The organism is Pseudomonas sp. 65/3-MNA-CIBAN-0223 (assembly GCF_040310425.1).
Taxonomy (GTDB): Bacteria; Pseudomonadota; Gammaproteobacteria; order Pseudomonadales; family Pseudomonadaceae; genus Aquipseudomonas; species Aquipseudomonas gregormendelii.
The window spans coordinates 75890-91953 of sequence record NZ_JBEOPV010000005.1; the positions used below are offsets into that span (position 1 = coordinate 75890).

17 protein-coding genes are annotated in these 16064 nt (G+C 60.3%); 10 read left to right on the plus strand and 7 right to left on the minus strand.

Annotated elements, in window-relative coordinates:
* Nucleotides 1-20 precede the first annotated feature (20 nt).
* Nucleotides 21-1451, minus strand: a complete 1431-nt coding sequence (locus AAEZ09_RS07045; protein ID WP_350598805.1) for a coniferyl aldehyde dehydrogenase — start codon at nt 1449-1451, stop codon at nt 21-23.
* Nucleotides 1452-1600: 149 nt separating this feature from the next.
* Between AAEZ09_RS07045 and AAEZ09_RS07050 the strand changes: the two genes are divergently transcribed.
* Together AAEZ09_RS07050 and AAEZ09_RS07055 are read left to right on the plus strand one after the other, a co-directional pair.
* Nucleotides 1601-2290 carry a TetR/AcrR family transcriptional regulator gene (locus AAEZ09_RS07050; RefSeq protein ID WP_045059805.1) on the plus strand — a complete coding sequence of 230 codons (690 nt, stop codon included), beginning with the start codon at nt 1601-1603 and terminating at the stop codon, nt 2288-2290.
* A gap of 15 nt (nt 2291-2305) precedes the next feature.
* Complete coding sequence (locus AAEZ09_RS07055) at nt 2306-3160, plus strand: sulfurtransferase (protein ID WP_350598807.1); 855 nt, start codon at nt 2306-2308, stop codon at nt 3158-3160.
* Between the two features lie 104 nt (nt 3161-3264).
* Here the strand turns inward: AAEZ09_RS07055 and AAEZ09_RS07060 are convergent, their stop codons facing one another.
* The 4 genes from AAEZ09_RS07060 to AAEZ09_RS07075 all read right to left on the minus strand — a co-directional run bounded on the left by AAEZ09_RS07060 (nt 3265) and on the right by AAEZ09_RS07075 (nt 7772).
* Nucleotides 3265-4257, minus strand: coding sequence for a hydrolase (locus tag AAEZ09_RS07060; protein WP_350598809.1), 993 nt, complete (start codon nt 4255-4257; stop codon nt 3265-3267).
* A gap of 62 nt (nt 4258-4319) precedes the next feature.
* The gene (gene rsmD / locus AAEZ09_RS07065) at nt 4320-4934 is read right to left on the minus strand and encodes a 16S rRNA (guanine(966)-N(2))-methyltransferase RsmD (protein ID WP_045059808.1); all 615 of its coding nucleotides are present in this window, start codon (nt 4932-4934) and stop codon (nt 4320-4322) included.
* Entirely contained in the window at nt 4934-6424 is a 1491-nt protein-coding gene (locus tag AAEZ09_RS07070) for a M16 family metallopeptidase (protein ID WP_045059809.1), read from the minus strand. The genes rsmD and AAEZ09_RS07070 overlap by 1 nt, the downstream gene beginning before the upstream one ends.
* Nucleotides 6417-7772 (minus strand): M16 family metallopeptidase, encoded by a 1356-nt coding sequence (locus AAEZ09_RS07075; RefSeq protein ID WP_045059810.1) that lies wholly within the window; start codon nt 7770-7772, stop codon nt 6417-6419. The genes AAEZ09_RS07070 and AAEZ09_RS07075 overlap by 8 nt, the downstream gene beginning before the upstream one ends.
* Before the next feature lie 343 nt (nt 7773-8115).
* On the opposite strand from AAEZ09_RS07075, the gene ftsY reads away from it, so the two are divergent.
* The 4 genes from ftsY (at nt 8116) to rpoH (ending at nt 12294) form a co-directional block, all read left to right on the plus strand.
* On the plus strand, nt 8116-9639 hold the full coding sequence (gene ftsY / locus AAEZ09_RS07080; protein ID WP_350598811.1) for a signal recognition particle-docking protein FtsY: 1524 nt from the start codon (nt 8116-8118) through the stop codon (nt 9637-9639).
* The gene (gene ftsE, locus AAEZ09_RS07085; protein WP_045059812.1) at nt 9636-10307 is read left to right on the plus strand and encodes a cell division ATP-binding protein FtsE; all 672 of its coding nucleotides are present in this window, start codon (nt 9636-9638) and stop codon (nt 10305-10307) included. The genes ftsY and ftsE overlap by 4 nt, the downstream gene beginning before the upstream one ends.
* Nucleotides 10304-11326: a permease-like cell division protein FtsX gene (ftsX, locus tag AAEZ09_RS07090; protein WP_045059813.1), complete on the plus strand. Its 1023-nt coding sequence runs from the start codon at nt 10304-10306 to the stop codon at nt 11324-11326. Before ftsE ends, ftsX begins: the two co-directional genes overlap by 4 nt.
* 113 nt (nt 11327-11439) lie before the next feature.
* Nucleotides 11440-12294 carry an RNA polymerase sigma factor RpoH gene (rpoH, locus tag AAEZ09_RS07095; protein ID WP_045059814.1) on the plus strand — a complete coding sequence of 285 codons (855 nt, stop codon included), beginning with the start codon at nt 11440-11442 and terminating at the stop codon, nt 12292-12294.
* A 152-nt stretch (nt 12295-12446) separates the two neighbouring features.
* On the opposite strand, the gene mtgA is transcribed toward rpoH, so the two are convergent.
* Complete coding sequence (gene mtgA, locus AAEZ09_RS07100) at nt 12447-13169, minus strand: monofunctional biosynthetic peptidoglycan transglycosylase (protein WP_350598814.1); 723 nt, start codon at nt 13167-13169, stop codon at nt 12447-12449.
* Between the two features lie 73 nt (nt 13170-13242).
* Here mtgA and AAEZ09_RS07105 point away from each other — a divergent pair, with 73 nt between their 5' ends.
* The 4 genes from AAEZ09_RS07105 (at nt 13243) to trmB (ending at nt 15590) form a co-directional block, all read left to right on the plus strand.
* Nucleotides 13243-13614, plus strand: a complete 372-nt coding sequence (locus AAEZ09_RS07105) for a DUF423 domain-containing protein (RefSeq protein ID WP_205892050.1) — start codon at nt 13243-13245, stop codon at nt 13612-13614.
* Nucleotides 13615-13799: 185 nt separating this feature from the next.
* Complete coding sequence (gene thiS / locus AAEZ09_RS07110; RefSeq protein WP_007897898.1) at nt 13800-14000, plus strand: sulfur carrier protein ThiS; 201 nt, start codon at nt 13800-13802, stop codon at nt 13998-14000.
* 60 nt (nt 14001-14060) lie between these two features.
* On the plus strand, nt 14061-14855 hold the full coding sequence (locus AAEZ09_RS07115) for a thiazole synthase (protein WP_122841137.1): 795 nt from the start codon (nt 14061-14063) through the stop codon (nt 14853-14855).
* A gap of 9 nt (nt 14856-14864) precedes the next feature.
* Nucleotides 14865-15590, plus strand: coding sequence for a tRNA (guanosine(46)-N7)-methyltransferase TrmB (gene trmB, locus AAEZ09_RS07120; RefSeq protein ID WP_045059818.1), 726 nt, complete (start codon nt 14865-14867; stop codon nt 15588-15590).
* A gap of 128 nt (nt 15591-15718) precedes the next feature.
* Here trmB and AAEZ09_RS07125 read toward each other — a convergent pair whose 3' ends face one another.
* Nucleotides 15719-16042, minus strand: a complete 324-nt coding sequence (locus AAEZ09_RS07125; protein ID WP_205892051.1) for a DUF3392 domain-containing protein — start codon at nt 16040-16042, stop codon at nt 15719-15721.
* Between the last annotated feature and the right edge of the window lie 22 nt (nt 16043-16064).

Below are 16064 nucleotides of genomic sequence, written 5' to 3' on the forward strand. Positions count from 1 at the left end.
TTATTACCCGGCGATGATGTTTAGCGGATGAACAGCTTCTGGATGAGCTTCTGGATGGCTTTGCCATAAGGCGGATAGATCAGCTTCGCCGCATTGAAGCGCTGCTTGATCAAAACGCCCTTGGCTTTGCTGAACGTCAGAAAACCCTCGTGGCCGTGGTAATGGCCCATGCCGGATGCGCCGATGCCGCCAAACGGCATGTCGTCCTGTGCGACGTGCAGCAGGGTGTCATTGAGGCAGACACCGCCGGAGTGGGTTTCATGGAGAACGCGCTGCTGTTCGCCCTTGTTGTAGCCGAAGTAATACAGGGCGAGCGGACGGGGGCGCTGGTTGATGTAGGCAAATGCTTGCGCCAGGTCCGTATAGGGCACGATCGGCAGCAGCGGGCCGAAGATTTCGTCCTGCATCACGGTCATGTCATCGCTGACGTTGAGCAACAGGCTATGGCTCATGCGGCGTCCCTGACCCTGCTCGAACAGCGGTATCAGCAGCGCGCCCTTGCTGGTAGCGTCGCTGATGTAGCCGTTGAGGCGCGCCAGTTGGCGGTCATTGATGATGGCGGTGTAGTCCGGGTTGTCTGCCAGTGTCGGATAAAACCCGCGAACGGCCTGGCGATAGGCTTCAACGAAGCCACCGACACGGTCGTGCGGCACCAGCACGTAGTCGGGGGCCACGCAGGTTTGCCCGGCGTTTAGCGTCTTGCCAAAGGCGATGCGCTCGGCGGCGTCTTTGAGCGGCACATCGTGGGACACGATCGCGGGGGATTTTCCGCCCAGTTCCAGGGTGACTGGCGTCAGGTTCTCAGCTGCCGCGCGCATCACGTGCTTGCCGATACTGGTGGCGCCGGTGAACAGCAGATGGTCAAAACGCAGCCGGGAAAATGCTACGCCAATATCAGCTTCACCGAGCACGACGCAGACCAGATCCTGGGGGAAAATCCGTCCCAGCAGTTCCTTTAGCAGCAATCCGGTGGCTGGCGTGGATTCGCTGAGTTTGAGCATCACCCGGTTACCCGCCGACAACGCGCCAACCAGAGGCCCAATGGCCAGGTACAGCGGATAGTTCCACGGCACGATCACGCCGACCACGCCCAAAGGCTGGTACACGACTTTGGCTGAAGCAGGCTGGAACGCAACTCCGACTTTGCGTCGCGAGGGCTTCATCCAGCCTTTCAGGTGCTGGCTCGCGTAATGGATGCCATGCAGGCTGGGCATCAGTTCAGCGAGCAGGGTTTCATCGGCGCTGCGGTGGCTGAAATCCTGGCTGATAGCGTCGATCAGGGCCTGGCGCTCAGTGCTGAGCAAATCCCTTAACGCTTTGAGCCATTGCTGACGCTGAGCTGCAGGAGGCATCGGGTTGGCAGCGTACGCAGCGCGTTGAGCATCAAACAGGCTGCGTAGTTCTTCCAACGGCTGCTGCAGGTTTTGCAGGTAGGCGACGTCAGCGGTCATGGTCAGCTCCGGATTTTTATTTTACTGGATAACTTTCTAGAGTCTATGCTCTATAAAGTCAACTGACATCCTGGTGCAGCTTTGTTTTATCCGGTTGCGGATAGGCCGTAAGATGCTCTCCATCGCATTCCTGAATTAAAGCTCAAGCCATGGCCCCTCGAATAAAAACCAGCGAGCGCATCGTGCAGAACAGCCTCGAGCTGTTTAACCAGCAAGGCGAACGCAGCATTAGCACTAACCACATTGCTGCCCATATGGAGATTTCTCCGGGCAACCTCTACTACCACTTCCCTAACAAGCAGGCGATCATTGCCGTGCTCTTCAGTGAGTACGAAAGCCTGGTGGACAGCTTCCTGCGTCCACCCCAGGGCCGCGCCTCCACGGTGGAAGACAAGCGTTTCTACCTCAAGGAACTGCTGGCAGCCATGTGGCGGTATCGCTTCCTGCATCGTGACCTCGAGCACCTGCTCGACAGCGATCCGGAGCTGGCCGGGCGCTACCGACGCTTTTCCCAGCGCTGCCTGATCCATGGCACGCATATCTACGCCGGCTTCGTCGAGGCCGGGATCCTGCGCATGGACAAGGTGCAGATCGAGTCCCTGACCCTCAACGCCTGGATTATCCTGACCTCCTGGGTGCGTTTTCTCTGCACGACGCGGGAAAATTCCAATCACTTGAGTGAGCAAGCCGTCAAGCGTGGGGTGTATCAGGTGCTGGTGCTGGAGGCGGGCTTCGTCACGGATCAGGCGCGTGATGAGGTCAATGCGCTGTATGAAGAATTTTATGTGCCGCTGGGTCAGGCGCTTGAAGAAGCGCATGAGGAATCAGAACCGCTTTAATCACAGGAGCCCGTTATGCCTATTGCGCAGTTGATCAGCCCGCAAGCGTTGGACCTGAAGAAGGAGCAGCCGGGGCTGGTGATCCTGGATTGTCGTTTTGCCCTGGAAGATCCGGACTACGGACAGCGCAGTTACTCGGAGGGCCATATCGCCGGGTCGAGTTTTGCCGACCTGGAGCGGGATTTAAGCGGGACCGTCGTCAGGGGCGTGACCGGTCGACATCCATTGCCAAACCCCGACGACCTGATTGAACGCCTGCAGGCATGGGGCATCAATCCCGACAGTGAAGTGGTTCTGTATGACGACGGTCCTGGTGCGTTCGCGGCGCGGGCCTGGTGGTTGCTGGCCTGGCTGGGCAAGCGTGACGGCGTGTTCATCCTTGATGGCGGACTCAAGGCCTGGCATGCCGCCGGCTTGCCACTGAGCCTGGATGCGCCCGGCAAAGAGCGCAGCACCTTCACCGGTGAACCGGACGCCTCGTTGGTGCTGAGCAGCGAACAATTGCAGCAGCGTCTCGACCAGCCGGCCATGACCTTGCTCGATGCTCGTGCCCTGGTCCGTTTCAAGGGCGAAGTGGAGCCGATCGATCCGGTAGCGGGGCATATTCCCGGGGCGCAATGCGCAGCGTTCACCGATAACCTGGGCGGCGACGGGCGATTCTTGCCGGCTGATCAGTTAAAGCAGCGCTTTGCGGCGAAACTGGCAGACCGTTCGCCGACGGAACTGGTGGCCTATTGCGGCTCCGGGGTGACTGCGTGCCATAACCTGTTCGCCCTGTGCCTGGCGGGTTATCCGTTGGGGGCGTTGTATGCGGGGTCTTGGAGCGAGTGGATCAATGATCCTGCGCGAGGCGTCGCCAGGGGCGAATAATCCAGTACCTGCAGGAGCGAGCTTGCTCGCGATGGAGGTGAACGATAACGCTGGAAATCAGGCACCCCGCAGCGCTCTCGGGTTTTTCGCGAGCAAGCTCGCTCCTACAGGGGATTTGCCAGCCACGCTGGGATGCGCCGCTCCAGGTAGTATCCCGGCTGCCTCATCGAACCCTCGACAAACCCGACATGCCCACCTGCGGCGTGCAATTCGAACTGGATGCACGCCGATAACTCGTCGGCTCGGGGCAGACTGTGCGGGAATACGAATGGATCGTCAGCCGCCTGGATCATCAGCGTTGGCGTTTGGATCTGCCCAAGGAAATAACGGCTCGACGCTCGGCGATAATAATCTTCAGCATCGGCATAGCCGTGCAGTGGAGCGGTCACCCGGCCATCGAAGTCCCAGAAAGTGCGCATGTTCTCCAGAGAGCCCAAGGCCGCCAGGGACGCCAGCCCATCTTCGCGCCCGTCATGCTGGAACTGGCGTTGCTTGTTCTTGATGTAGGCCAGCATCTCGCGCATGAAATGCGCCTGATAGACCCTTGAAAAACCCTGGCCGATGCGATCTGCACATTGATCCAGGCGAAAGGGCACCGATACCGCCACCGCACCCTGCAAGCCACTGTCACGGCCACTTTCACCCAGGTATTTGAGCAACACATTACCGCCCAGGGAGTAACCAACTGCGTACAACGGAGCGAGTGGCCGCCTGGCGCGCAGGTGCTTGAGGGTTTCGGCCAGGTCTTCGCTGGCGCCGGAATGGTAACTGCGCGGCAACAGGTTCGGTTCCCCCGAGCAACCGCGCCAGTTCAGTGCGACGCTGGCCCAGCCCCGGGCCGCCAGCACCTTTTGCACGCCCGCGACATAAGGTGAATTCGAAGAGCCGGTCAGCCCGTGCAAAACCAGCACCAAGGGGGTGTCGGGGCCCTGCGGGCCATGCCAGTCGAGGTCAAGAAAGTCCCCATCCTCAAGCCACAGGCGCTCGCGCTCGCGTTCAATGTGGGTGGTTTTACGCCACAGCGGTCCCCACAATGTTTGCAAGTGCGGGTTGCCAAGGCCGAAGGCGGGGGTGAAGCGTTCTGACGGAGGGGACACGATTACTCTCGAGGCGGCGGCGCTTGCCTCTATTGAGGCAGGCACCTTTTCAGGCGGGTCGATTAACCCGCGATCTGTGCCATACGTTGCCACAACGCGTAGTACACCCGCCCGGATTTCTGCTCCCGATGCAGGCGCCAGTTGCCTGGCAAGCCAAGGCTCGATGGCGCGTTTTCGCTCTCGGTGTAGATCCAGGCCTCGTCGGCCAGCCACTGGCGCTCTTCAAGCAGGGTGCACACGGTTGGCAACAGGTTCTGGTTGAACGGCGGGTCGAGGAATACCAGGTCGTAGGCCACGGCGGCCTGGGTTTCCAGGTAACGCAAGGCGTCGGCCGTCTGGATTTGCCCGGTGGTGCAACGCAGCGTGCCCAGGTGCTCCTTGATGCTCGACACGGCAATGTTGCTGGCGTCGAGCGCCTGGCCCATGGCGGCGCCTCGGGACAATGCCTCGAGGAACAGCGCGCCGCTGCCGGCGAAGGGGTCGAACACTTTCGCCCCGGCGACGTAAGGCGCGAGCCAGTTGAACAGGGTTTCACGCACCCGGTCCGGCGTCGGGCGCAAGCCTGGTGCGTCGGGGAAGCTCAGCTTTCGGCTGCCCCATTCGCCGCCGATGATGCGCAATTGATTCACGCCGTTATGCACGTTGTGAACAGGTTTTTTAGGGCGAGAACTGGCCATTAATGCTCCGGAACCCCGAGCGGTTGCTCGGCAGGTTTATCAGTAGGGGCCGGTAACGGCTTTTGCGGCACGGTCGGGCCAGCGCTGACGATGACCATTTTGTCCGTGCTCAGGTGTTTGTTCAATGCAGCCTTGACCTGCTCGACGGTCAGGCTTTGCGACTGGCGCATGAAATCGTCCAGGTAACTCAGCGGCAGGTTGTAGAACCCCATGGCGCCCAGTTGGCCAACTATATCGGCATTACTGGCCGTCGACAGCGGGAAGCTTCCGGCCAGTTCGCGCTTGGCGTCGTCGAGTTCTTTCTGGGTCGGACCTGTCTTGAGGTAGTCGGCGAGGACATCCTGCACCAGTTTCAAGGTTCCTTCGCTCATTTCGGCGCGGGTCTGCAGGTTGATCATGAATGGGCCGCGCGCCTGCATGGGCGTGAAGCCGGAGTAGACGCCGTAAGCCAGGCCGCGTTTCTCCCGGACTTCGGTCATCAACCGAGTACCAAAACCGCCACCGCCGAGAATCTGGTTGCCCATGGACAATGCGGCATAGTCCGGATCTTCACGGTCGATGCCCAGCTGCGCGAGCATCAGGTTGGTCTGCTTGGATGGGAACTCGATGTGGCCGATGCTGGCCTGGGGCTCTACCGGTTGCGCGATTTTCGCCAGTGCCGGGCCTTTTGGCAGGGCGCTGGACACTTGCGCGGCAATGGCCTCGGCATCGGCGCGAGACAGGTCTCCGACCAGGGCAATGACCACGTTGCCAGCGGCATAGGCTTTCTCATGGAAGGCCTTGAGTTGCGCCAAGGTAATTGCAGGAACGGTTTTCGCCGTGCCGTCGCTCGAGTGGGCGTAGGGGTGGTCGCCGTAAAGACGGGTCATCAGCTCCAGGCCTGCAAGTTTGCCGGGGTTCTGCTTCTGGTATTCGAAGCCGGCGAGCATCTGGTTCTTGATGCGCGCAAAGGAGTCGGCGGGAAAGGTCGGTTTGCCCACCACTTCGGAAAACAGTTCCAGGGCCGGCGCGCGTTTATCCGCGGCGCTGAGGCTGCGCAGCGAGGCGAGCGCCATGTCCTTGAACGCACCATTGCCAAAGTCGGCGCCCAGGCCTTCAAAACCCTGGGCGATAGCGCCGACGTCCTTGCCTGCAACGCCTTCGTTGAGCATGGCATTGGTCAGCAGGGCGAGGCCGGGCGCGTCGCCGTCCTGACTGCTGCCGGCGGCGAAAATCAGGCGCAGGTCGAACATCGGCAGCTCGCGAGCTTCGACGAACAGCACTTTGGCGCCTTCGGCGGTGTTCCAGGTCTGCACATCCAGGGAGCGGTGGCTCGGCGCCTTGCCATCGAGCTCGGCCAGGGATTGCAGCTTCTGGCTGGACTTGGCCTTGTCGAGGGCCTCGCTGGCTGTCGAGTCGTCGGGCCGCAGCAGGTAGACGGTCGCGGAGCCGATCAGCGCGACAACGACGAGGCCGATCAGCGCCAGGCGCGGTTTTTTACGCTCACTCATGAGTCGTCTCCTGTGGCAGTACGTGGGCGACGCTGAGACGTTCGCGGGTGAAATACAGCTTGGCGGCCTTCTGGATGTCTTGCGGGGTCACGCTTTCCAGGTCGGCGAGTTCGGTGTCCATCAGTTTCCACGACAGGCCTACCGTTTCCAGCTGGCCAATGGAGGTGGCCTGGCTGGTTATCGAGTCGCGCTCGTAGACCAGGCCGGCGATGACCTGTGCGCGCACCCGCTCCAGCTCTTCAGTGGCAGGTGCGGTGGTTTTCAACTGGTCGAGCAGTTTCCACAAGCCGGCCTCGGCCTGGGCGATGGTTTTGTTTTTCTGGGTGTTGGGGGTCGCCGACAAGGTGAACAGGCTGTCGCCACGGGTGTAGGCGTCATAGCTCGACGAACCGCCGGACACCAGTTCTTCACCGCGTTCCAGTTGGGTCGGGATGCGGCCGCTGTAGCCGCCGTCCAGCAGGGCCGAGATGAGGCGCAGCGCGTTGACCGAGCGCTTGTCTTCAGCCGTGGCGATGCTCGGCACATTGAAGCCCAGCATCAGGCTCGGTAATTGGGTCTGCACGTGCAGGGTAATCTTCCGTTCACCGGGCTCGGCCAGTTCCAGAGGCTGCTTGGCTGAAGGCACGTCACGCTTGGGGATCGGGCCGAAATAGCGCTGGGCCAGGGTCTTGACCTCGTCTGGAGTGACGTCGCCGACCACCACCAGGGTGGCATTGTTCGGCACGTACCAGGATTGGTACCAATGGCGCAGCTCCTCGACCTTCATGCGGTCCAGGTCGGCCATCCAGCCGATGGTCGGCGTGTGGTAGCCGCTGGCCGGGTAGGCCATGGCTTTGAAGCGCTCATAGGCCTTGGACATGGGCTTGTCATCAGTGCGCAAGCGGCGCTCTTCCTTGATGACTTCGATTTCACGGGCGAACTCGTCGGGTGGCAGGCGCAGGCTGGCCATGCGGTCGGCTTCAAGCTCGAAGGCGACGCCGAGGCGATCACGGGCCAGCACCTGGTAATAGGCTGTGAAATCGTCGCTGGTGAATGCGTTCTCTTCAGCGCCCAGGTCGCGCAGGATCAACGAGGCTTCACCGGGGCCGATTTTTTCGCTGCCCTTGAACATCATGTGTTCCAGTGCATGGGACAAGCCAGTCTGGCCTGGGGTCTCGTAGCTGGAGCCGACCTTGTACCAGACCTGGGAAACGACCACCGGCGCTCGATGGTCTTCGCGCACTACGACCTTGAGGCCGTTGTCCAGGGTGAATTCGTGGGTGGGTTGGGGATCGGCAGCCAAGGCTGAGAGTGGCAGACAAACTGTGCTGAGCAGCAGGCCTGCAGCGCGGCGGGCAAGAGCATTCATTCGTTTTTAAACCTGTTGGGCGGCCCGCTTGGTCTTAGCGTCGGCGGGCGAGAGGGTGCTAGGATACTGATCCGTTTTAGCGGCGGCCACGCCTATCAGGCCTTGATGCTTGATCAGGTTGTATGGGTTCGCGACGGGAATTCGGCATTTACTGGCAGAGTTCTGCTTTTTCGCCGATTTTGCCGCATCAGTCCTGTGTTAAATCGTTTTCCTGAGGTGTCTCGTACACCTCTACAAAATGTTGCGCGTGAACAAGCTCGATCTATTGCAGTCTGTTCAGCATTGAATATTTATTTGCCGAGGCGCCTGTGGGCGCGTCGCTACCGTGAGATAGCCGTCCTCCATGTTTGGTTCCAACGACGACAAGAAGACCCCAGCTGCGGCTGGCGAGAAGAAAGGCCTGTTCGGATGGCTGCGCAAAAAGCCGCAGGAAACCGTCGTCGAACAGCCACAGCCACTTAATGAGCCGGCTCCAGCGCCGGTACTGGATGAGGAACCCTCGCCGATTGTCCTGCCGATCGCCGAGCCGGTGCTGCAGCCGATCGTCGAGCCTGAACCTGAAGTCGTGGCTGAGCAACCCTCGACTCCGGTTCCGGTCGCCGAACCCTGGTTAAAATTGCCCGTCGCGGAAGAACCGGTGGCGTTGGTCGAGGATGAACTGGCGCCGCACCTGCCGCCGCCAATCCCGGCACCGACGGTTGTCGCGCCGGAGCCCGCTCAGGCACTGTTTGTGGAGCCGCCTGTCGCCCCCGTGGTGCTGACTGAGCCTGAGCCTGAGCCTGAGCCTGTTGCAGTTGCAGTTGCAGTTGCAGTTGCAGTTCCAGTTCCAGTTCCAGTTCCAGTTCCAGCTGCGGTGCCAGCACCAGCGCCAGTGGTCGAGACGTCGGTTGCCGTCATTGAGCCTGTTGCAGAGCCTGTGCGTACCGAAGAATCCAAGGCGGGCTTCTTCGCCCGGCTCAAACAGGGCTTGTCCAAGACTAGCGCCAGCATTGGCGAGGGCATGGCCAGCCTGTTCCTGGGCAAGAAGTTCATCGATGACGAATTGCTCGAAGACATCGAAACCCGCCTGCTGACAGCCGATGTCGGCGTCGAAGCTACCTCGGTGATCATCCAGCGCCTGACCCAGAAGGTCGCGCGCAAGGAGCTGGCCGATGCGGCTGCGCTGTATAAATCGCTGCAGGCGGAGTTGGCCGCGATGCTCAAGCCGGTTGAGCAGCCGCTGAAAATCACCTCGCAGAGCAAACCGTTTGTCATTCTGGTCGTCGGCGTCAACGGAGCCGGCAAGACCACCACCATTGGCAAGCTGGCCAAAAAGCTGCAGCTCGAAGGCAAGAAAGTCATGCTGGCCGCCGGTGACACCTTCCGCGCCGCTGCGGTCGAGCAGTTGCAGGTCTGGGGCGAGCGCAACAAGATCCCGGTGATCGCCCAACACACTGGCGCCGACTCGGCATCGGTTATCTTTGACGCCGTGCAGGCCGCGAAGGCCCGGGGCATCGATGTATTGATAGCCGATACGGCCGGGCGCCTGCATACCAAAGACAACCTGATGGAAGAACTGAAGAAGGTTCGCCGGGTGATCAGCAAGCTCGATGCGGACGCGCCGCACGAAGTGTTGCTGGTGCTCGACGCGGGGACCGGCCAGAACGCCATCAACCAGGCCAAGCAATTCAACCAGACCGTTGAATTGACCGGGCTGGCGCTGACCAAGCTCGATGGCACGGCCAAGGGCGGGGTGATTTTCGCCCTGGCCAAGCAGTTCGGCTTGCCTATTCGCTACATTGGCGTCGGCGAAGGCATCGATGACTTGCGCACTTTTGAAGCAGAACCCTTTGTCCAGGCATTGTTTGCCGAGCGGGAGCGTTCATGATTCGTTTCGAACAGGTCGGTAAACGCTATCCGAACGGTCACGTCGGCTTGCACGAGCTGAGCTTTCGGGTCCGTCGGGGCGAGTTCCTGTTTGTGACCGGGCATTCCGGCGCCGGTAAAAGTACATTGCTGCGGCTGTTGTTGGCCATGGAGCGCCCGACTACCGGCAAGTTGCTGCTGGCCGGGCAGGACCTGGCCACCATCAGCAATGCGCAGATCCCCTTTCTGCGGCGTCAGATCGGGGTGGTGTTCCAGAATCACCAGCTGCTGTTCGATCGCACGGTGTTCAACAACATTGCCTTGCCGCTGCAGATCCTCGGCTTGTCGAAGGCCGAGATCGTCAAGCGCGTCGACTCCGCCCTTGAGCGTGTGGCGCTTTCCGACAAGACCGACCTGTACCCGGGCGACCTCTCTACCGGTCAACAACAGCGCGTCGGCATTGCCCGGGCCATCGTCCATCGCCCGGCTTTGCTGCTGGCGGATGAACCCACCGGTAACCTCGACCCGCGCCTGGCGGCAGAGATCATGGGGGTATTTGAAGACATCAATCGCCTCGGCACCAGCGTGCTGATCGCCAGTCACGACCTGGCATTGATCGCCCGCATGCGTCACCGCATGCTGACCCTGCAGCGCGGTCGATTGATCGGTGACGGGGAGGCCGGCGTATGAGTGCGACTCGCAGCCCCAAAGTTTCCGAGCGCGTTGCCCCGAAGGCCGCCGATCCGCAGCCGCAGAAGAAAAAACGCGACGACGATGACGGCCCCGATTTTGCCACGCTGTTCCATGCCTGGATTGAAAGCCATCGGGCCAGTCTGATGGACAGCCTGCGTCGTTTGGGCAAGCAGCCTATTGGCAGCTTCTTTACCTGCATGGTGATGGCGGTCGCCCTGAGCCTGCCCATGGGGCTGTCACTTCTGCTCGGTAACGTCGAGCGTCTAGGTGGTTCCTGGCAGCGTGCGGCGCAGATTTCCCTTTACCTGCAACTCGACGCCAGCCCCGAGCAGGGGGAAGCATTGCGTGAGCAGATAAAAGCTATCCCCGGCGTCGCCGATGCTGAATACGTAGGCCGCGACCAGGCGCTAGAAGAGTTCCAGCAGCAGTCCGGCTTGGGCGACGCGCTCAAGGAGCTGCCGGAAAACCCGCTGCCTGGCGTGGTACTGGTTACTCCGAATGAGGTCGACAAGCCCGCTCTTGAAGCATTGAGACAAAAACTTTCCGAGTTGCCCAAGGTACAGCAGGCGCAACTTGATCTAGTCTGGGTCGAGCGTTTGGCCGCGATCCTGAAGCTGGGCGACCGTTTTGTCTTCGGTCTGACCGTGCTGCTGGTTTCTGCATTACTTTTGGTGATAGGCAATACCATTCGTCTTCATATTGAAAACCGCCGCACAGAGATAGAAGTGATTAAACTCGTGGGCGGCACTGACAGTTATGTACGCAGGCCCTTTCTGTACATGGGCGCGCTGTATGGATTCGGTGCAGGGATATTTTCGTGGGGCTTGTTGGCGTTTGGCCTGGACTGGCTGAACGATGCGGTGGTCGGCCTGGCCGGTTTGTACGGGAGTGATTTTGCCTTGGCCGGGGTACCGGTTGCCGATGGTCTGTCACTCTTGCTTGGCGCGGTGCTGTTGGGGTATATCGGTGCATGGATTGCAGTCGCACGCCACCTGCGGGAGCTTGCGCCGAAGTAATATCATTTTGCTCGTATTGACCTTTCAGCGTTTATGGGAACTTATTCTTTGGTTTCCGGTCAATTTTCGCAGTGCTGAACTGCACGAGTTATGTAAGACGGAGGTTTTTTCGTATGACCAATTCTTTGCAACCTGCATATGCTCTGGTCCCGGGTGCGAACCTGGAGGCCTATGTGCACACGGTGAACAGCATTCCATTGCTGACGCCGGAGCAGGAGCGTGAACTGGCCGAGAGTCTCTATTATGAGCAGGATTTGGGGGCGGCTCGGCAGATGGTGCTCGCCCACCTGCGTTTTGTCGTACACATTGCCCGTAGCTATTCCGGCTACGGTCTGGCTCAGGCTGACCTGATCCAGGAAGGCAACGTCGGCCTGATGAAGGCCGTGAAGCGCTTCAACCCGGAAATGGGTGTGCGTCTGGTTTCGTTTGCCGTGCACTGGATCAAGGCTGAGATTCACGAGTTCATCCTGCGCAACTGGCGCATCGTGAAGGTCGCGACCACCAAGGCCCAGCGCAAGCTGTTCTTCAACCTGCGTGGCCAGAAGAAACGTCTGGCATGGTTGAATAACGAGGAAGTTCACCGCGTGGCGGAAAGCCTCGGCGTTGAACCGCGTGAAGTGCGCGAGATGGAAAGTCGACTGACCGGCCATGACATGGCCTTCGACCCGGCTGCCGAAGCAGACGACGACAGTGCTTTCCAGTCGCCAGCCAACTATCTGGAAGACCACCGGTACGACCCGGCACGTCAACTGGAGGACGCTGACTGGAGTGACAACTCCAACCACAACCTGCACGAGGCGCTGGAAGTGCTGGACGACCGTAGTCGTGACATTCTCTATCAGCGCTGGTTGGCTGAAGAGAAAGCCACGCTGCATGACCTGGCGCAGAAGTACAACGTGTCGGCCGAGCGTATTCGTCAGCTAGAGAAGAGCGCGATGAACAAGCTCAAGTTGTCTATCGCGGCGTAACTCTCGCGAACGCGATGAAAAACGCCCCGATCAGCGATGATCGGGGCGTTTTTGTTCATAAGATCAAAAGATCGCAGCCTTCGGCAGCTCCTACGGACAAATGTGTAGACCTGTGGGAGCTGCTGAAGGCTGCGATCTTTTGCTCTGGGCGTTCATTGCGCCCAAGGCGGCCGACGCGAGCCGTTCAGGCCCAGCAGATAGCTGTCGCCACCCAGCTGGCTCATCTGTTGTCGAACCCATCCTGCGCGTCGCGCAACATAGCTGGTGGGATGGCTCGCGCTCCAGACTCGCGGGTTTGGCAGGACCGCCGCCAGCAGGCTGGATTGCTGACGACTGAGCCCTTTTGCGCTGACACCAAAGTGGTGCCGCGCTGCCGCCTCTGCGCCAAACACGCCCTCATCCCACTCCACACTGTTGAGGTAAACCTCAAGAATCCGCTGCTTGGGCCAGAGCACTTCTATCAACCCGGTAAACCACGCTTCCAGGCCTTTGCGCAACCAGCTGCGGCCGGACCACAAGAACAGGTTCTTCGAAACCTGCTGGCTCAAGGTGCTGGCGCCCCGAATCGAACCGCCGAGCTCGTTGTGAGCCAGGGCTTTTTGAATCGCGCCAAAATCGAATCCCCAGTGCTCCGGGAATTTCTGGTCTTCACCGGCAATCACCGCAAGCTTGAGGTCGTCGGAGATCTCATCCCAGGGTTTCCAGGTGCGTTGCAGGTCAATGGGCTCGCCGTCGAACCATGACTCGATCTTGCGCTCGACCATCAAGGCCGTTCCCGGAGGCGGCACCACGCGAAATATCAGCACCAGCAATACGCTGCCGCCCGCGAACCAGAGCACGGCCTTGGTGAATCTTCGTACAATTAAACGCAGCATAGAGATGGCTTGGCCGAACCCGTTGAGCGGGCCATTATACAGACCCTGTTGATCGAGTCTGACTGGAGTTCTCATGCTGCGTGGCTTTCTGATGCTGGCCGCTTTTTTTGGCTTTACCGGAGTTGCCCTGGGCGCATTCGCTGCCCATGGCCTGAAGAGCCGCCTGACGCCTGAATACCTTGCGATATTCCACACCGGCGTCACTTATCAATTGGTGCATACCCTGGCGTTGCTGGGCGTGGCGCTGCTGGCCACACAAATGCAGGGACGCCTGGTCACGTGGGCAGGTGCTTCGTTTGCGATCGGCATCCTGCTGTTTTCCGGCAGCCTGTATGTGTTGACCATGACGGGCATCAGCAAACTTGGGATCATCACCCCGTTTGGCGGGCTGGCGTTTCTGGTGGGCTGGTTTTGCCTGGGTCTTGCCGCCTGGCGCCTGGCCTGAGGTAACCAAACCTCGGTAGGAGCTGCCGCAGGCTGCGATCTTTTGATCTTCAAAAAAGCCAGATCAAAAGATCGCAGCCTGCGGCAGCTCCTACCGGGAGGATTGCGTTTCAAGACGAATGGCTTGGGTCGATCTGGTTGATCGGGCTAGAATGCCAGCCCCTTAAAATGATGGTGGCCTGCGGCATGCGCATTCAGTTGAACGGCGAATCCCTTGAACTGCCCGACGGTGAAACCGTTGCGGCCCTGCTGACCCGTCTGGAACTTACCGGACGCCGGGTAGCGGTCGAGCTCAATCTGGACATCGTCCCGCGCAGCCAGCATGCCGAAACCACCTTGAACGACGGTGATTCAGTCGAAGTTGTGCACGCCATCGGCGGCGGCTAGTCGCCCGGCCCGCAAGGGCACAGAATTCTGCAAGAACCTCACCCCAACAGAGGATTTCCCATGAGCATCGTTCGTAGCGACAAGCCCTTCGTCCTGGCCGGTCGTACCTACCAGTCGCGTTTGCTGGTAGGCACAGGCAAGTACCGTGACATGGAAGAAACCCGCCTGGCCATCGAAGCCTCGGGTGCCGAGATCGTGACCTTCGCCGTGCGCCGTACCAACCTCGGCCAGAACCCGGGCGAACCGAACCTGCTCGAAGTCCTGTCGCCGGATCGCTACACTTTCCTGCCGAACACGGCAGGCTGCTTCGATGCCGCCGAGGCCGTGCGCACCTGTCGGCTGGCCCGGGAGCTGCTGGGCGGCCACAACCTGGTGAAGCTTGAAGTGCTGGCGGACCAGAAAACCCTGTTTCCCAACGTGATTGAAACCCTGAAGGCTGCCGAAGTGCTGGTCAAGGAAGGTTTTGACGTGATGGTCTACACCAGCGATGACCCGATCATTGCCCGTCAGCTGGCGGAAATCGGTGTGATCGCGGTGATGCCGCTGGCCGGTCTGATCGGCACGGGACTGGGGATCTGCAACCCTTACAACCTGCAGATCATCCTCGAAGAAGCCAAGATTCCCGTACTGGTGGATGCTGGTGTGGGTACCGCTTCCGACGCTACGATTGCCATGGAACTGGGCTGCGAGGCGGTGCTGATGAACTCGGCTATCGCCCATGCCCAGCAGCCGGTCATGATGGCCGAAGCCATGAAACATGCGATCGTCGCGGGCCGTCTGGCCTACCTCGCCGGTCGCATGCCGAAAAAACTCTATGCCAGCGCCTCCTCGCCGCTGGATGGTCTGATCAAGTAAGAGCCATTGATGACTGAATCAAAAGAAACGCCTATCCAGCCGGAAGAAGGCGAAGAGCGCCAACACCGACGTATCAAGAGTTTTGTGATGCGCGCCGGGCGCATGACCGAAGGCCAGCAGAAAGGCCTGGAGCAGGGCACGCCACTGTTCGTGCTGCCGCTCGCCGATGCGCCGGTGGACTTCGATCAAGTGTTTGGCCGCTCTGCGCCGCGCTCCCTGGAAATCGGCTTCGGCATGGGCCATTCCTTGCTGGAAATGGCTGCGGCTTCGCCGGAGCAGGATTTCATTGGCGTTGAGGTGCACCGTCCGGGTGTTGGCGCGCTACTCAATGGCGTGCTGACCCAGGGCCTGACCAACCTTCGAGTCTACGATTGCGATGCGATCGAAGTGCTCAACCGCTGCGTGGCGGATAACAGTCTCGATCGCCTGATGCTGTTTTTCCCTGATCCATGGCACAAGAGTCGTCACCACAAGCGTCGCATCGTTCAGGCGTCGTTCGCTGAGCTGGTGCGTAGCAAGTTGAAGGTCGGCGGCGTGCTGCACATGGCCACGGACTGGGAGCCGTACGCCGAGTACATGCTGGAAGTGATGAACGTCGCGCCGGGTTATCGCAACCTGGCCGAAGACGGTAAGTGCGTACCGCGCCCGGCCGAGCGGCCGATCACCAAGTTCGAACGCCGTGGCGAACGTCTTGGGCATGGCGTGTGGGATCTGAAGTTCGAAAAGCAGTCCTGAACGGTAATACAAAAACCTGTGGGAGCGGGCTTGCCCGCGACAGTGGTCTGACAGTCAACGTGGATGTTGAATGTTACGGCCTCATCGCGGGCAAGCCCGCTCCCACAATGTTTTGTATGTGCTCAAATTCAGCGGCGGTCGGCCACTACGCCGATGAGCACCAACACCACCAACAACACCGGCGCCAGGCTGTAGTTGTTGAACTGGCTCAGGCCTTTGATGATCCACGGCGTGGCGTAGATCAGCGCGAGGCCGCTGCCGACCATGCACACCAAGGCCATCAGCGGGACGCGCAAGGCGCCGGCGATGCTGCCCAGGCGTTGGTCGATCCAGCCCTTGATGTCCGCGCCAAACAGCACCAGCAAACAGCCCACCAGCGCCAGAGAGATCTCCGACAGGTTGCTGCGGCTCCAGCGGGAGACGGTGGCGAGCAGGTCGAGTATCAAATCCATTCGTTTTCCCTTAAGGCTGAAA